At 65.1% G+C, this 15811-nt stretch carries 14 protein-coding genes; 5 read left to right on the top strand and 9 right to left on the bottom strand.

Translation table 11 applies throughout. The annotated features are described in order from the left end of the window. Positions 1–169 precede the first annotated feature (169 nt). On the bottom strand, positions 170–685 hold the full coding sequence (locus G1E_RS26370; protein ID WP_009685091.1) for a dihydrofolate reductase: 516 nt from the start codon (positions 683–685) through the stop codon (positions 170–172). A gap of 54 nt (positions 686–739) precedes the next feature. On the opposite strand from G1E_RS26370, the gene G1E_RS26365 reads away from it, so the two are divergent. Then, positions 740–2131, top strand: a complete 1392-nt coding sequence (locus tag G1E_RS26365) for a DUF2868 domain-containing protein (RefSeq protein WP_009685090.1) — start codon at positions 740–742, stop codon at positions 2129–2131. Continuing rightward, positions 2124–3488, top strand: coding sequence for a GTPase/DUF3482 domain-containing protein (locus G1E_RS26360; protein ID WP_029887257.1), 1365 nt, complete (start codon positions 2124–2126; stop codon positions 3486–3488). Before G1E_RS26365 ends, G1E_RS26360 begins: the two co-directional genes overlap by 8 nt. A gap of 44 nt (positions 3489–3532) precedes the next feature. Here the strand turns inward: G1E_RS26360 and G1E_RS26355 are convergent, their stop codons facing one another. After that, a complete protein-coding gene (locus G1E_RS26355) occupies positions 3533–5791 on the bottom strand; it encodes a heavy metal translocating P-type ATPase (protein ID WP_047150263.1) in 2259 nt (752 codons plus the stop codon). 82 nt (positions 5792–5873) lie between these two features. Here G1E_RS26355 and cadR point away from each other — a divergent pair, with 82 nt between their 5' ends. Beyond that, a complete protein-coding gene (gene cadR, locus G1E_RS26350; RefSeq protein WP_009685086.1) occupies positions 5874–6317 on the top strand; it encodes a cadmium resistance transcriptional regulator CadR in 444 nt (147 codons plus the stop codon). Positions 6318–6508: 191 nt separating this feature from the next. Here the strand turns inward: cadR and G1E_RS26345 are convergent, their stop codons facing one another. From G1E_RS26345 to G1E_RS26335, 3 genes are read right to left on the bottom strand one after another with little or no spacing between them, the layout of a single operon-like run. Continuing rightward, the gene (locus tag G1E_RS26345) at positions 6509–7480 is read right to left on the bottom strand and encodes a thymidylate synthase (protein WP_029887260.1); all 972 of its coding nucleotides are present in this window, start codon (positions 7478–7480) and stop codon (positions 6509–6511) included. A gap of 51 nt (positions 7481–7531) precedes the next feature. After that, positions 7532–8338 carry a prolipoprotein diacylglyceryl transferase gene (gene lgt, locus G1E_RS26340; RefSeq protein ID WP_009685084.1) on the bottom strand — a complete coding sequence of 269 codons (807 nt, stop codon included), beginning with the start codon at positions 8336–8338 and terminating at the stop codon, positions 7532–7534. A 16-nt stretch (positions 8339–8354) separates the two neighbouring features. Continuing rightward, positions 8355–9137: a sulfite exporter TauE/SafE family protein gene (locus G1E_RS26335; RefSeq protein ID WP_009685083.1), complete on the bottom strand. Its 783-nt coding sequence runs from the start codon at positions 9135–9137 to the stop codon at positions 8355–8357. 129 nt (positions 9138–9266) lie between these two features. On the opposite strand from G1E_RS26335, the gene G1E_RS26330 reads away from it, so the two are divergent. Beyond that, complete coding sequence (locus G1E_RS26330; RefSeq protein ID WP_009685082.1) at positions 9267–10013, top strand: NRDE family protein; 747 nt, start codon at positions 9267–9269, stop codon at positions 10011–10013. A gap of 60 nt (positions 10014–10073) precedes the next feature. Here G1E_RS26330 and ptsP read toward each other — a convergent pair whose 3' ends face one another. From ptsP to ilvA, 4 genes are all read right to left on the bottom strand, one after another. After that, entirely contained in the window at positions 10074–12353 is a 2280-nt protein-coding gene (gene ptsP, locus G1E_RS26325; protein ID WP_009685081.1) for a phosphoenolpyruvate--protein phosphotransferase, read from the bottom strand. 22 nt (positions 12354–12375) lie between these two features. Further along, positions 12376–12855 carry an RNA pyrophosphohydrolase gene (locus tag G1E_RS26320; RefSeq protein WP_003249017.1) on the bottom strand — a complete coding sequence of 160 codons (480 nt, stop codon included), beginning with the start codon at positions 12853–12855 and terminating at the stop codon, positions 12376–12378. Between the two features lie 148 nt (positions 12856–13003). After that, positions 13004–13429 carry a DUF2269 domain-containing protein gene (locus G1E_RS26315; protein WP_009685080.1) on the bottom strand — a complete coding sequence of 142 codons (426 nt, stop codon included), beginning with the start codon at positions 13427–13429 and terminating at the stop codon, positions 13004–13006. A gap of 43 nt (positions 13430–13472) precedes the next feature. Next, positions 13473–14987 (bottom strand): threonine ammonia-lyase, biosynthetic, encoded by a 1515-nt coding sequence (gene ilvA, locus G1E_RS26310; RefSeq protein WP_009685079.1) that lies wholly within the window; start codon positions 14985–14987, stop codon positions 13473–13475. Positions 14988–15120: 133 nt separating this feature from the next. Here ilvA and rpiA point away from each other — a divergent pair, with 133 nt between their 5' ends. After that, entirely contained in the window at positions 15121–15795 is a 675-nt protein-coding gene (gene rpiA / locus G1E_RS26305; RefSeq protein WP_047150262.1) for a ribose-5-phosphate isomerase RpiA, read from the top strand. The last annotated feature ends 16 nt before the right edge of the window (positions 15796–15811 follow it).

Genomic DNA, 15811 nt, shown 5'->3' with positions numbered 1-15811 from the left:
TACTGGCCCGAAACAAACGTAGGAGCGAGCGCAGCTCGCGATGCGCCGCGCGGGCGGCGCTCGATCTCACAGGCACTGCATATCTTGTGGCGACCACCTGTCAGCCCTGATGCAATCCCTGTGGGAGCTGGCTTGCCCGCGATGGGCCGCCAAGCGGCCCCCAGAAATCTCAAACCCTGTCCCAAACCTCGAAGTGATACCCAGGCTTGCCTTCTTCACCCTGTGCCTCGCTCGACACCAGCTTCCACTGCCCCTGGTCGAACTCGGGAAACCAGGCATCCCCTTCCGGCGCGAATTCCACCCGCGTCAGGTACATCCGGCTGACCAGCCCTTTCTCCAGCGCCTGCCCATAGAGCTGCGCCCCGCCAATCAGCATCAGCTCATCGACGCCTTTTTCGCGCGCCCACTGTTCGGCCCGCACCAGCGCCTGCTCCAGCGAGCCGAAGACTTCGGCGCCCTGCAGCTGCAGCCCAGGCTGCCGGCTGACCACGATATTCAACCGCCCGGGCAGCGGCCGGCCCAGTGAGTCCCAGGTCTTGCGCCCCATGATGATCGGCTTGCCCAGGGTGGTGGCCTTGAAGTACTTGAAGTCCCCCGGCAGATGCCAGGGCATGGAGTTGTCGATGCCGATCACACGGTTCTCGGCGTGAGCCGCGATCAGGCTGAGGGGGAGTGATGTATTCATGCCAGCGAGGATAGCACCGGGCGTGTGGGTTATGCTTCTGCCCTGACCTGTGCAATGGAAGACCTTGTGACCGCACCGACTCCACTGGACAAACGCTGGCTGACCGAAGCGGTCCGCCTGCGCGAAGAACACGCCGGCCTGCTGGAAGACCAGGCCGCCAACCGTCATGCGCGCCAGCGCGGCGGCGACTTGGCGGCGCGCATCGAAAGCCGGGCGCTGTTCCTGGCCGAACGCGACGGCATGGCCACGGCCCTGCGCCACTGGAAACAGGGCGCACGCCTGGCGGTGCTGGCCCTGCTGCTGCTAGCCGTGCTCAGCGGCGCCGGCCTGGCCCTGGCGGCGCTTGGCGACGGCCAGCGCCCGGTCAACGTCTTCTGGGCGTTGGGCAGCCTGCTGGGGCTGAACCTGCTGACGCTGCTGGGCTGGGCCATTGGTTTTGCCCTCAGTGGCGAACACGGTGCGGGGTTGGGCCGTTTGTGGCTATGGCTGAGTGAGCGCTTCGCCCGCGATGCCAAGGCCGCGCACCTGGGCCCGGCACTGCTGGTACTGCTGCAGCGCCAGCGCCTCAACCGCTGGCTGCTAGGCCTGCTGGTACACAGCCTGTGGCTGCTGGCGATGCTCTGCGCGCTGGGCATGCTGCTGGCTCTACTGGCCACCCGTCGCTATGGCTTCGTGTGGGAAACCACCCTGCTCGCCGCCGACCCGTTCATCCAACTCACCCAGGCGCTGGGCGCGCTGCCTTCGCTGCTGGGCTTTGCCGTGCCCGACGAGGCCATGATCCGCGCAAGTGGCGACAGCCAGCCGGCCCTCGACGTGGCGCGCCAGGCCTGGGCCAGCTGGCTGCTCGGCGTGGTGCTGGTATATGGCCTGTTGCCCCGCGCTCTGCTGGCCGGGTTGTGCCTGTGGCGCTGGCGCCAGGGCCGCCAGCGCCTGACCCTGGACCTGAGCCTGCCGGGTTACGCCCAACTGCGCGAAGCGCTGATGCCGCGCAGCGAGCGCATCGGCGTGCAGGACGCGGCCCCCGAGGCGTTGCCAGGGTTCGCCGCCGAGCAGTTGCAAAGCGCCAGCAGCGGCGCCCTGCTGGTGGGCCTGGAACTGGACGACCAGCAGCCCTGGCCACCCCGCCTGCCCCCAAGCGTGACCGATGCCGGCGTGCTCGACAGCCGCGAGTCGCGCAACCGCCTGCTCGAGCAACTCAGCCGCTTTCCGCCGGCACGCCTGGCCATCGCCTGTGACCCGCGCCGCTCGCCCGACCGCGGCAGCCTGGCGCTGCTCGCCGACCTGGCGCGCAATGCTGGTGCCACAAGGGTCTGGCTGCTGCAGGCAGCACCCGGCCAGGCGCTGGACGCTCGGCGCCTGGGCGACTGGCATGAAGCCCTCGAGCGGCTGGGCCTGCCCTATGCCGACACCTCACCGCTGACCTGGCTGGAGCATGGCCATGACTGAGCCGCTGAAATTGGCCGTGGTCGGCCACACCAACGTTGGCAAGACCTCCCTGCTGCGCACCCTGACCCGCGACGTGGGCTTCGGCGAGGTGTCCCACCGCCCCAGCACCACTCGCCATGTCGAAGGCGCGCGGCTGTCGGTGGACGGCGAACCGTTACTGGAGCTTTACGACACGCCAGGGTTGGAGGACGCCATCGCCTTGCTCGACTACCTGGAGCGGCTGGAGCGCCCGGGCGAGCGCCTGGACGGCCCTGCCCGCCTCGAGCGGTTCCTGCAAGGCAGCGAAGCGCGCCAGCGTTTCGAGCAGGAGGCCAAGGTGCTGCGCCAGTTGCTGGCCAGCGACGCCGGCTTGTATGTGATCGATGCCCGCGAGCCAGTGCTGGCCAAGTACCGCGACGAACTGGAGGTGCTGGCCAGTTGCGGCAAGCCACTGTTGCCGGTGCTCAACTTTGTCGCCAGCCACCAGCACCGCGAGGCGCAATGGCGCGAAGCCCTTGCCCGGCTTGGCCTTCACGCGTTGGTACGGTTCGACAGCGTAGCCCCACCCGAGGACGGCGAACGCCGCCTGTACGAAAGCCTGGCCCTGCTGCTGGAAAGCGCCCGCCCGGCCTTGCAACGGCTGATCGACGACCAGCAGGCCCAACGCCTGGCCCGCCAGCACAGCGGCAAGCGCCTGATTGCCGAACTGCTGCTGGACTGCGCTGCCTGCCGGCGCAGCGTCGATGCCGAACCGGCGGCCGAAGCCCGGGCCATCGAAGCGCTGCGCCAGGATATTCGTCAGCGTGAGCAACGGTGTGTCGAAGCCCTGCTCAAGCTGTATGCCTTCCGCCGCGACGATGCCCACGCCAGCGACCTGCCGCTGCTGGATGGGCGCTGGGGCGATGACCTGTTCAACCCCGAAACCTTGAAGCTGCTGGGCGTACGCCTGGGCAGCGGCGTAGCCGCCGGCGCAGCGGCAGGTGCCGGGGTCGACTTGCTGGTTGGCGGGCTTACCCTGGGGGCAGCGGCCCTGGCCGGGGCGCTGGCCGGCGGTGCGTTGCAGACGGCGCGCAACTATGGCGCGCGCTTGCTGGGCAAACTCAAGGGCAAGCGCGAGTTGACCGTGGACGATACGGTGTTGCGCTTGCTGGCCTTGCGTCAGCAGCAGTTGATGGTGGCCCTGGACAGCCGCGGGCATGCAGCGCAGGACAGCATCAGGCTGGGTGAGCTGGATGAAAAGGCCTGGCGTGAGGGCAAGCTGCCAGAGGCACTGGTCAGGGCGCGGGCGCATCCACAGTGGTCCACCCTGAACCCGGGGGCGAAGCTGAACCAGGCCGAGCGCCAGGAACAGCTGGAGGCGCTGGTGTCTCAGTTTTGAACGGGCGGCGAGCCTGAACCGCCCCATACGCACCAGGCAGGCCTTTATTTGCGCAGCAGGCGCAAACCGTTGAACACCACCAGAAGGCTCACGCCCATGTCGGCAAATACCGCCATCCACAGGGTGGCCATGCCGGCAAAGGTGATCGCCAGGAATATGGCCTTGATGCCCAGCGCCAGAACGATGTTCTGCAGCAGGATCGCCCCGCTTTGCCGCGACAACCGAACGAAGGCCGGGATTTTCCGCAAGTCATCGTCCATCAGCGCCACATCGGCGGTTTCGATGGCGGTATCGGTGCCGGCCGCGGCCATGGCGAAACCGATCTCGGCACGGGCCAGTGCCGGCGCATCGTTGATGCCGTCACCGACCATACCCACCCGGTGGCCCTGGGCGTACAAGGCTTCAATGCTTTGCAGTTTGTCGGCCGGCAGCAGGTTGCCCTCGGCGCGGTCGATGCCTACTACGGCGGCAATGGCCTGGGCGGTGTGCGGGTTGTCACCGGTCAGCATCACCGTCTTGATGCCCAGCTCATGCAGTTCGGCAATCGCCTGACGGCTGCTTTCCTTGACCGTGTCGGCCACTGCAAACAGCGCCAGCGGGCCGCTGCGGTCGAGTAGCAGGACCACGGTCTTGCCCTGGCGCTCCAGCCCATCCAGGCGGGCCTCCAACTCGGGCGAACACAGCCCCAGTTCCTCGACCAGGCGGTGATTGCCCAAGTGGTAGACCTGGCCGTCGATGGTGCCACGCACGCCCCGCCCGGCCAGGGCGGCAAAGTCGTCGACCTCGCTCAAGGCCAGGCCTTGTTGCCTGCCGAACTGGGCGATGGCTCGCGACACCGGGTGGTCCGAACGCTCGCCCAGGCTGGCGGCCAAGGCCTGGGCGCGGCCTTCGAACAGCGGCGCCAGCACCTCGGCGTCGGTCTGGGCGGGTTTGCCATGGGTGATGGTGCCGGTCTTGTCCAGGGCCAGGAAGTCCAGGTGGCGGCCGCCTTCCAGGTAGATGCCCCCTTTGACCAGAATACCCTTGCGCGCAGCGGCGGCCAGGCCGCTGACGATGGTCACCGGGGTGGAGATCACCAGGGCGCACGGGCACGCCACCACCAGCAGCACCAAGGCGCGGTACACCCAGTCGAACCAGGCACCGGCCATGAACAGCGGCGGCACCACCGCCACGGCCAAGGCGATGGCGAACACCACCGGCGTGTAGATGCGCGAGAAGCGGTCGACGAAGCGCTGGGTCGGCGCCCGTGCCCCTTGCGCCTGCTCCACAGCCTTGATGATCCGGGCCAGGGTCGACTGCCCGGCAGCAGCGGTCACGCGAAACTCCAGCGCCCCTGCCTGGTTGATGGTGCCGGCAAACAACTTGTCGCCGACCGCCTTCTCCACGGGCAGGCTTTCGCCGGTGATCGGCGCCTGATCGACGCTGGATTGCCCACTGGTCACTTCACCGTCCAGGCCAATGCGCTCGCCAGGGCGCACCCGCACCTGTGCACCGATGGCTACCTCACGCACTGGCACCTCACGCCACTGGCCATCGGCTTGCTGCACCGTCGCCATGTCCGGCGTCAGTTGCATCAGGCCGCTGATGGCATTGCGCGCACGGTCCAGCGAGCGGGCTTCGATCAGCTCGGCGATGGTGAACAGCACCATCACCATGGCTGCCTCCGGCCACTGCCCGATCAATACCGCACCCGTGACGGCGATGCTCATCAGGGCGTTGATGTTGAGGTTGCGGTTTTTCAGGGCGATCCAGCCCTTTTTATAGGTGCCCAGACCGCAGCCGAGTATGGCTGCGAGTGCCAGCGCGGCCACCACCCACTCCGGCGCAAGCGCAGAAAAGTGCACGATTTCCGCGGCGATTGCCGCAGTACCCGCCAACGCCAGCGGCCACCAACGGGTTTTCGCCGGTGCCGATGCGCTGGCGCTGCCGTCGTCTTCGGCGCCCAGCGGCTCGGCTTTCATGCCCAAGCTGTCGATAGCCCGCTCGATTTCGGCGGTACCACCCAGGGTGTGGCGCACGCCAAGCACGCGGTTGATCAGGTTGAATTCCAATTGCTCGACGCCAGCCAGCTTGCCGAGCTTGTCCTGGATCAAGGTCTGCTCGGTGGGGCAGTCCATGGCATCGATGCGGAAGCGGCTGAGGTGCGCGTGGCCACTGGCCTGCTCGCTCAACTGCACCAGCGCCGGCGCAGCTTCGGCACTGCAGCAGCTGTGCCCATGGGCAGCATGACCATGGTCGTCTTCGCCATGGGCATGATCGTGGTGGTGACCGTGCTTGTGTTCGTGGCTGACAGGCTGGTTCATGGGGGGTCCTTAAAGTGAGCCTGTTGCCAAGTGAACACCCTGTAGCCACTATAGGGTCAAGCCATTAGCGGGGAATTTGGTAATGAAGATCGGTGAACTGGCCAAAGCCACTGACTGTGCAGTGGAAACCATCCGCTATTACGAGCGGGAAAACCTGCTGCCCGCACCTGCGCGCAGCGACGGCAACTACCGCCTCTACACCCAGGCGCATGTCGAGCGGCTGACGTTCATCCGCAATTGCCGCACGCTGGACATGACCCTCGATGAAATCCGCAGCCTGCTAAGCCTGCGCGACAGCCCGGCTGACGCGTGCGGCAGCGTCAACGCGCTGATCGACGAGCATATCGAGCATGTGCAGGCGCGTATCGACGGGCTGGTAGCGTTGCAGGCGCAGTTGGTAGAACTGCGCCGGCGCTGCAGCGCACAGGGGGCAGAATGCGCGATCTTGCAGCAACTGGAGACGAATGGTGCGGTAACGGTGCCGGAAACCGAGCACTCGCACGTGGGCCGCAGCCACGGGCATTGAGGAACACGATCTCCCGTAGGAGCGGCTTCAGCCGCGAACACCGGCAAAGCCGGTGCCAGCCACCGCGTCGCCTGCTTCGCGGGCACGCCCGCTCCCACAGGTTAGGGTGCTGGCTTCAAGCTCACGCTGCAGATGTAGGAGCGGCCTTGTGTCGCGAAAGGGGCGCAAAGCGCCCCCGGCCATCCCAGGACCTACACCGCCATCGGCGCTGTCATCGGCGCATGATGCTCATAGCCTTCCAGCCAGAAATCACTCGGCTCGATCTTCTCCAGCCACTCGGGCTCGTACTTGCCCGTTTCGGCAAACGCCGGCACCCGGTCACTGATCACCAGCTTCGGCGCTTCCAGCGGCTCGCGCTTGAGCTGCTCGTTGAGCATGTCCAGGTGGTTTTCATACACGTGGGCATCGCCGATAAAGTAGGTGAACCAGCGCGGGGTGTACCCGGTCAGGCGGCCGAACAGGGCCAGCAGCGCCGCACCTTCGGTAAGGTTGAACGGTGTCCCCAGGCCCAGGTCGTTGGAACGGATGTAGAGCGTCAGGGAAATTTCCCTGGTCTCGACATTCGGATGGAACTGGTACAGCAGGTGGCACGGCGGCAGCGCCATCTCGTCGAGCTGCGCGCAGTTCCAGCCGTGGAACAGGATGCGCCGGCTGCCCGGGTCGTTGGCGATGGTGTCCAGGCACTGGCGCACCTGATCGATAGCCTTGTACAGGATGACGAAGGCGACACCGTCTTCCTCGTCCTGGGCGATACGGCGGAAGCCCGCCTGCTCGGCCATGGCGATAGCGGCAGGGTTGCCCAGCGGGATGCGCTTGTAGCCAGGCCACTGGCGCCACTGCACGCCATAGATTTCACCCAGGTCATCATGGCCCTGGCGGAACGGGTTGGCCAACCACTGGGCGTTTTCGTTGGCATTCTGGTCCCACACCTTGCAGCCCAGCTCGCGGAACTCACCGGCGTTCTTCACGCCACGCAGAAAGCCGACCATCTCGCCGATCGCCGACTTGAACGCCAGCTTGCGCGTGGTAATGGCCGGGAAGCCCTTCTGCAGGTCGAAACGCAGCATTGCACCCGGCAGGCTGATGGTGCGGATGCCGGTGCGGTTGCCCTGCAGCGTGCCGTTTTCGATAACGTCGCGGACCAGGTCCAGATACTGTTTCATGGCTTACCTGTAGCAGATACGGCAGGGGGATCGCCCCTGCCGTGGGATTAATCAGGCGGGATTCGCCGTGGGCTTGCGATTATAAGCCCACCAGATCAGGCCGAGGCCAGCGAGGATCATCGGCACGCAGAGAATCTGACCCATGGTCAGCCAGCCCCACGCCAGATAGCCCAGCTGGGCGTCCGGTACGCGAACGAACTCGACGATGAAACGGAAAATGCCGTAGAACAGCGCGAACATGCCGGACACGGCCATGGTCGGCCGCGGCTTGCGCGAGAACAGCCAGAGGATCACGAACAGAGCCACGCCTTCCAGCGCAAATTGATAGAGCTGCGACGGGTGGCGCGGCAGTTGCGCGGGGTCGCTGAAGGGCGGGAAGATCATCGCCCACGGCACGTCGGTCGGCTTGCCCCACAATTCGGCGTTGATGAAGTTGCCGATACGCCCGGCGCCCAGGCCGATCGGCACCAGCGGCGCGACGAAGTCCATCAGCTCGAAGAACGACTTGTTGTTGCGCTTGCCGAACCACAGGGCTGCCAGCATCACCCCAATGAAGCCGCCGTGGAACGACATGCCACCCTTCCACACCTCGAAGATCAAGGTCGGGTTGGCCAGGTAGGCGTGCAGGTCGTAGAACAGCACGTAGCCCAGGCGGCCACCGACGATTACCCCCATCGACAGCCAGAACACCAGGTCGGAGAGCTTTTCACGGGTCCAGGTCGGGTCGAAACGGTTCAGCCGACGCGAGGCCAGCAACCAGGCGCCACCGATGCCGATCAGGTACATCAGGCCGTACCAGTGAATTTTCAGCGGGCCAATGGCCACGGCCACGGGGTCTATCTGCGGGTAAGGCAGCATGGAACTTCCTCTCGATTCAAATCAAAAAGCTGAGGCCAACACAGAACAGCACGGCTGCGAACAGGCGTTTCAACAGGCGCGGCGACAGCTTGTGCGCCAGGCGCGCGCCAAAGCGGGCGAAAAACATGCTGGTCACGGCAATGCCGACCAGCGCCGGCAGGTACACGTAACCCAGGCTGTGGGGCGGCAAGTGCTGCTCATGCCAACCTAGCAGCATGAAGCTCAAGGCACTGGCCATGGCGATCGGCAGGCCGCAGGCAGAAGATGTGGCCACTGCCTGTTGCATGGGCAGGCTGCGCGAGGTCAGGAAAGGGACGGTCAGCGAGCCACCCCCAATGCCGAAAATGGCCGAGGCCCAACCGATCACGCCACCCGCGCCAACCAGCACAGGCTTGCCAGGCACACCATGGCTGGCCTTGGGCTTGAGGTCCAGGGCCATTTGCGCGGCGATGACCAGTGCGAAGACACCAATGATCTTCTGCAGGAGCGGGCCCTGGATCAGCGAGGCGGTCTTGGCGCCGACCCCGGCCCCCAGGAGGATGCCCAGGGTCATCCAGGCGAATATCGGCCATTGCACCGCACCCTTGCGGTGGTGTTCGAGCACGGCATTGATCGAGGTGAACACGATGGTCGCCAACGACGTACCCACCGCCAGGTGGGTCAGTACCGAGGCGTCAAAACCCTGCAGGGTGAAGCTGAACACCAGCACCGGCACGATGATGATGCCGCCGCCCACGCCGAACAGCCCCGCCAGCACGCCGGCACAGGCGCCCAATAGCAGATAGAGCACGAATTCCATTCGGCATCCCCGAGAAATCAATCAGGCATGGTAACGGAAGCCGGGTTCGAGGCTCTAGTGAAGTCTGTGTCAGGATGGATCCTGCCCGCAGCTGTGGGTACAGTGGCAGAAAACACAGAGGCCTGACCGATGTGCCTGATCGTATTCGCCTGGCGGCCGGGGCACGCCCTGCCGCTGATCGTCGCGGCCAACCGCGACGAATTCTACGCCCGCCCTGTCCAGGCCCTGGCGGCCTGGGAGGATGCGCCCGGGGTGCATGCCGGGCGGGACCTGGAGGCCGGTGGCACCTGGCTGGGCGTGGGCCCACAGGGGCGCTTTGCGGCGCTGACCAATATCCGTGACCCGCGGCAGGCGCAGGGGCCCCGCTCGCGCGGCGAGCTGGTGGCGGGGTATCTACGGGGTGAGCTGGGGGTTGAGGCTTACCTGGACGAGGTGGCCAGCCGTAGCGGGCAGTATTCGGGGTTCAACCTGCTGGTGGGTGATGGGCGCCAGCTGGGTTACCTGCATGGCCCAGACGTGGCGCCGCGCCTGCTGGAAGCCGGGGTGTACGGGCTGTCCAATGCCGGGCTGGATACCCCATGGCCAAAGCTGGTGAAGGCGCGAAGCGGGCTGCAGAGGTTGCTGGAAACGCCGGAGCCACCACAGTTGCTGGCGCTGCTGGCCGATGGCGAGCCTGCAGCTGACGGGGAGCTACCGGACACCGGCGTGGGCATGGCGACCGAGAAGCTGCTGTCGAGTGTGTTTATTGCCAGCCAGAGTTATGGGACACGCGCGAGTACTGTGCTGATTGTGGATGATCAGGGCAGAAGGCGCCTGATCGAGCGCAGTTTCGGGCCGTTTGGTGGGCACTTGGGGGAGGTTGAGCTGTCGGTCTGAACAGCGCCTTTCGTGGGAGCGGGCGTGCCCGCGAAGAGGCCCGAACAGGCAACCCCCCCCTTACAGGGTTTTATTGGCCCCAGGCCCGATCATCCGCGCCAGCCCCAGGTTTTTCAGCGCCAGCTGCAACGAGCTGTGGATAACTTGCGGGTTGTCGTGGCTCAAGGCTTCGACCAGCAGCTCCTTGGCCTTGCCCATGTTCACCTGGCGCAGCATCCACTTCACCTTGGGCAGGTTGGTGGCGTTCATCGACAGGCTGTCGAAGCCCATCGCCATCAACAGGATCGCTGCCGCGGGGTCACCCGCCATCTCGCCGCAGATGCTGACCGGTTTGCCCTCGCCATGGGCATCACGCACCACGGTATTCAGCGCCTGCAGCACCGCCGGGTGCAAGTAGTCGTACAGGTCGGCGACCCGTGGGTTGTTGCGGTCCACGGCCAGCAGGTACTGGGTGAGGTCGTTGGAACCGACCGACAGGAAATCCACCTGCCGCGCCAGCTCCTTGGTCTGGTACACCGCCGCAGGGATCTCCACCATGACGCCAACCGGCGGCATCGGCACGTCGGTGCCTTCGTCGCGCACCTCGCCCCAGGCCCGGTGAATCAGGTGCAGCGCCTCTTCCAGCTCGTGAATACCGGAAATCATCGGCAGCAGGATGCGCAGGTTGTTCAGGCCCTCGCTGGCTTTGAGCATGGCGCGGGTCTGCACCAGGAAGATTTCCGGGTGGTCGAGGGTCACACGGATGCCGCGCCAGCCGAGGAACGGGTTGTCTTCTTTGATCGGGAAATACGACAGCGCCTTGTCGCCACCAATGTCGAGGGTGCGCATGGTCACCGGCAGTGGGTGGAAGGCCGCCAATTGCTCACGGTAGATGGCCAGCTGCTCTTTTTCGCTGGGGAAGCGCTGGTTGATCATGAACGGCACTTCGGTGCGGTACAGGCCCACCCCTTCGGCACCGCGTTGCTGGGCCCGAGCCACATCGGCCAGCAGGCCGGTATTGACCCACAACGGCATGCGGTGGCCGTCAGGGGTGATGCAGGGCAGCTCGCGCAGGGCATCCAGGCCCTGGGCCAACTGGCGCTCTTCCTCGACCACGTCGCTGTACTGCTTGCGCAGCACTTCGCTCGGGTTGGTGAACACCTCGCCCTTGTAACCGTCGACGATCAGCTCGATGCCGTCGACCTTGGAGTAAGGCAGGTCGACCAGGCCCATCACCGTGGGGATACCCATGGCACGGGCCAGAATGGCAACGTGGGAGTTGCCCGACCCCAGTACCGACACCAGGCCGACCAGCTTGCCTTCCGGCACTTCGCCGAGCATTGCCGGGGTCAGCTCTTCACTGACCAGGATGGTGTTGTCGGCGTAGACCAGCGACTGCGAGCGGGCCTCTTGCAGGTAGGCCAGCAAACGCCGGCCCAGGTCCTTCACGTCGGAGGCACGCTCGCGCAGGTAGTCGTCGTCCATCAGCTCGAAACGGTTGACGTGCTCGCCGACCACCTGGCGCAGGGCGCCCTGGGCCCACTGGCCGGTCTTGATGACCGCGGTCACCTCGCCGCCCAGCGCTGCGTCTTCGAGCATCATCAGGTACACATCGAACAGGGCGCGCTCTTCCGGGCGCAGTTGCGTCGCCAGTTTGGCCGACAGCTTGCGCATGTCTTCGCGCACGCCTTCAAGGGCGTTTTCGAACAGCTTGAGCTCGGCGTCGATGTCATCGACGGCCTTGTCGGGCACCACTTCGAGGTCGGCAGGCGGCAACATGACCACGGCACGCCCTACGGCAGCGCCTGGCGAGCCAGGCACGCCAACGAAACGCGCTTCCTGGATGCCCTTGCCCTGCCGGCCCAGGCCACGGATCGAGCCGGTGGCCTCGGCGTGGGCGATAACCCCGGCAAGCTGGGCGCTCATGGTGACCAGGAACGCTTCTTCGCCCTCGTCGAACTGGCGGCGCTCCTTCTGCTGGATGACCAGCACCCCGACCACGCGGCGGTGGTGAATGATCGGTGCACCCAGGAACGAGGCGAATCGCTCTTCGCCAGTTTCGGCAAAGTAGCGGTAACGCGGGTGGTCGGCGGCGTTTTCCAGGTTCAGCGGCTCTTCGCGGGTACCGACCAGGCCGACCAGGCCTTCGTTGGGCGCCATGCTGACCTTGCCGATGGAGCGTTTGTTCAGGCCTTCGGTGGCCATCAGCACGAAGCGATTGGTTTCCGGGTCAAGCAGGTACACCGAGCAGACCTGGCTGCCCATGGCCTCCTTGACGCGCAAGACAATGATCCCCAACGCCGACTTGAGATCTTTGGCGGAGTTTACTTCCTGGACGATCTTGCGCAGCGTATTGAGCATGGCTCGGGGTCGAACTCCGTCGTCAGTCGCGCGTCAGAAGACGCGGTGCTAGCTCTTTCAGGGCGCGCCGGTATACCTCGCGCTTGAATGTCACAACCTGGCCCAGCGGGTACCAATAGCTCACCCAACGCCAGCCGTCGAACTCCGGCTTGCCGGTGAGGTCCATTCTTACCCGTTGTTCGTTGCTGACCAGGCGCAGCAGGAACCACTTCTGCTTCTGGCCGATGCACAGCGGCTGGCTGTGGGTCCGCACCAGGCGCTGCGGTAAACGATAACGCAACCAGCCACGGGTGCAGGCAAGAATTTCCACATCATCGCGTTCAAGGCCAACTTCTTCGTTCAGCTCGCGGTACAGGGCATCTTCCGGCGTTTCGTCAGGGTTGATACCACCCTGGGGAAATTGCCAGGCATCCTGGTTGATCCGTCGAGCCCATAGCACCTGCCCGGCATCATTCGTGAGAATGATCCCGACATTGGGGCGAAAACCATCCGGGTCGATCACGGCAGCAACCTCGCAAACGCATGTCACCGCATTGTTCCACAAAGCTTGCGAGCGCAGCAACGCGCCCGCCACGCTTATGTGCCGCGGCGTGAAAACTCCTTGTTCGGTGAAGGCAAGGTGATGCAGGCAAGCGTTGGCCGCTGCTTAGTCAGACTGGCTTGGCGCCCATCAGCCCGGCAATGGACAGCAGGCAGACGCCACTGAACACCGCCAGCGCCAAGGTGAAGCGCAACCCTACCGGCTCGGCCTTGCGCAGCCGGTTCAGCCGCACCAGCAGCCACCACACGGCAAACGCACCAAGCGTATAGATGACGCTGGACGCCAGCACCCAGGTCTGCCCCAGCGGCCAACCGACCAGGTGCACCAGCCACCAGCCGGTGAACGGCATGCTTACCAGGCACAGCACCATTACCAGCCACACGAACACCAGCGGCCGGCGCAGCAGCTTGGCATAGGCCTGCGCATCGCCCTGGCGGCGGGCGCGCACGGTCCACACCGCCAGGCCCAGGGCACCCAGCAGCAGGAGTGCGGTGGCGATGATGTGCAGTGTTTTCAGAGTGGTCAGATGTTCCATGTGTGCGTTGTCCTTGAGCAGGCCTTAGGCCCAGCTTAGCTGCTCAGCCCAGGAACAGCTTGTAAGCCGGATTCTCGGTTTCGTCCCAGTAGGGGTAACCAATCTTGGCCAGTGCCGCTGGCACCAGGTGACGCTCGTCTTCCGGCACCTGCAGGCCCGCCACCACACGCCCGTCTGCCGCGCCGTGGTTACGGTAGTGGAACATCGAGATATTCCAGCGCCCACCCAGCTTGTCGAGGAAATTGAACAGCGCCCCCGGCCGTTCCGGGAACTCGAAGCGCAGCACCATTTCATCGCTGGCGCCAGCCGAGTGGCCGCCGACCATATGACGAATGTGCAACTTGGCCAGCTCGTTGTCGGTCAGGTCCGTTACCGGGAAACCCTGCTCGCTCAAATGCTGCACCAGGGCTGCGCGCGGGTCGTTTTCCGGGTGGGTCTGCACGCCCACGAAGATATGCGCCTCGTCCGAGGTGTGCTTGCGGTAGTTGAACTCAGTGATCTGGCGTTTGCCAATCGCCTGGCAGAACGCCTTGAAGCTGCCCGGGCGTTCAGGAATGGTAACGGCGATGATCGCCTCGCGCTTTTCACCCAGTTCGGCACGCTCGGCCACATGGCGCAAGCGGTCGAAATTGACATTGGCGCCGGAGTCGATTGCCACCAGGGTCTGGCCAGTCACGCCGTACAGTTCGACGTAACGCTTGATGCCCGCCACACCCAACGCGCCGGCAGGCTCGGTGATCGAGCGGGTATCGTCGTAGATATCCTTGATTGCGGCACAGATTTCATCGGTGCTGACCGTGACCACTTCATCCACATGGTGGCGGCAGATATCGAAGGTGTGCTGGCCGATCTGCGCCACCGCCACGCCGTCGGCGAACAGCCCGACCTGCGGCAGCACCACGCGCTCACCCGCGGCCATGGCCGCCTGCAGGCAGTTGGAGTCATCCGGTTCTACACCAATTACCTTGATTTCCGGACGCAGGTACTTCACGTAGGCGGCAATACCGGCGATCAGGCCACCGCCGCCCACCGGCACGAAGATCGCGTCCAGCTGGCCAGGGTGCTGGCGCAGGATTTCCATGGCCACGGTGCCCTGCCCGGCGATGGTGTGCGGGTCATCGTAAGGGTGGACATAGACCAGGCCCTTTTCATCGACCAGCTTCAGCGAATAAGCCAGCGCCTCGGGGAACGAGTCGCCATGCAGCACCACCTTGCCGCCACGCGAGCGCACGCCTTCGACCTTGATCTCCGGGGTGGTCTTGGGCATCACGATGGTGGCCTTGATGCCCATTTCGCGCGCGGCCAGGGCCAGGCCCTGGGCGTGGTTGCCGGCCGAGGCAGTGACCACGCCGCGCGCCAGTTCTTCCGGGGTCAGCTGGGCCAGCTTGTTGTACGCCCCGCGGATCTTGAACGAGAACACCGGCTGCAGGTCTTCGCGCTTGAGCAGAATCTGGTTGCCCAGGCGCTTGCTCAGTTGCCCGGCGCTCTGCAACGGGGTTTCGACGGCAACGTCATAGACGCGCGAGGTGAGGATCTTCTTGACGTACTGTTCGAGCATCGGGAAAGCATCACTGGGCCGCGGGACAAGGGCTGGAAGTCTACCCCAGCGCTACGTCGGGCGACCACAGCAAAGCCGTGCGAGCCGTTATACTAGGCAACTTTGAAACCGCCCTGCCCCTTCCGGAGCCCGCATGACCCAGGATCAACTCAAACAGGCCGTCGCCCAGGCCGCTGTCGACTTCATTCTGCCCAAGCTGGATGAAAAGAGCGTCGTCGGCGTCGGTACCGGTTCGACCGCCAACTTCTTCATCGATGCCCTGGCTCAGCACAAGACCGCCTTCGACGGTGCCGTCGCCAGCTCCGAGGCCACGGCCCAGCGCCTGAAGGGGCATGGTATTGCGGTGTACGAACTGAACAGCGTCAGCGAGCTGGAGTTCTACGTGGACGGCGCCGATGAAAGCGACGCGCACCTGAACCTGATCAAGGGCGGCGGCGCAGCCCTGACCCGTGAGAAGATCGTTGCAGCAGTAGCCAAGACCTTCATCTGCATCGCCGATGCCAGCAAGCTGGTGCCGGTGCTGGGCGCCTTCCCACTGCCGGTCGAGGTGATCCCGATGGCCCGTAGCCACGTGGCCCGCCAACTGGTCAAGCTGGGCGGCGACCCGGTGTACCGCGAGGGTGTGGTGACCGACAACGGCAACGTGATCCTCGATGTGTACAACCTGCAGATCACCAACCCGGTGGAGCTGGAAGCACAGATCAACGCCATTGTTGGCGTGGTGACCAACGGCCTGTTCGCGGCGCGGCCGGCGGACCTGCTGTTGCTGGGTACTGCTGAAGGTGTGAAGACCCTGACGGCCAATTAAACCGCTTCGCGGGTAA

The organism is Pseudomonas sp. TJI-51 (genome assembly GCF_000190455.2).
GTDB lineage: Bacteria > Pseudomonadota > Gammaproteobacteria > Pseudomonadales > Pseudomonadaceae > Aquipseudomonas > Aquipseudomonas juntendi.
This window is presented reverse-complemented; position numbering and strand designations above follow the sequence as displayed.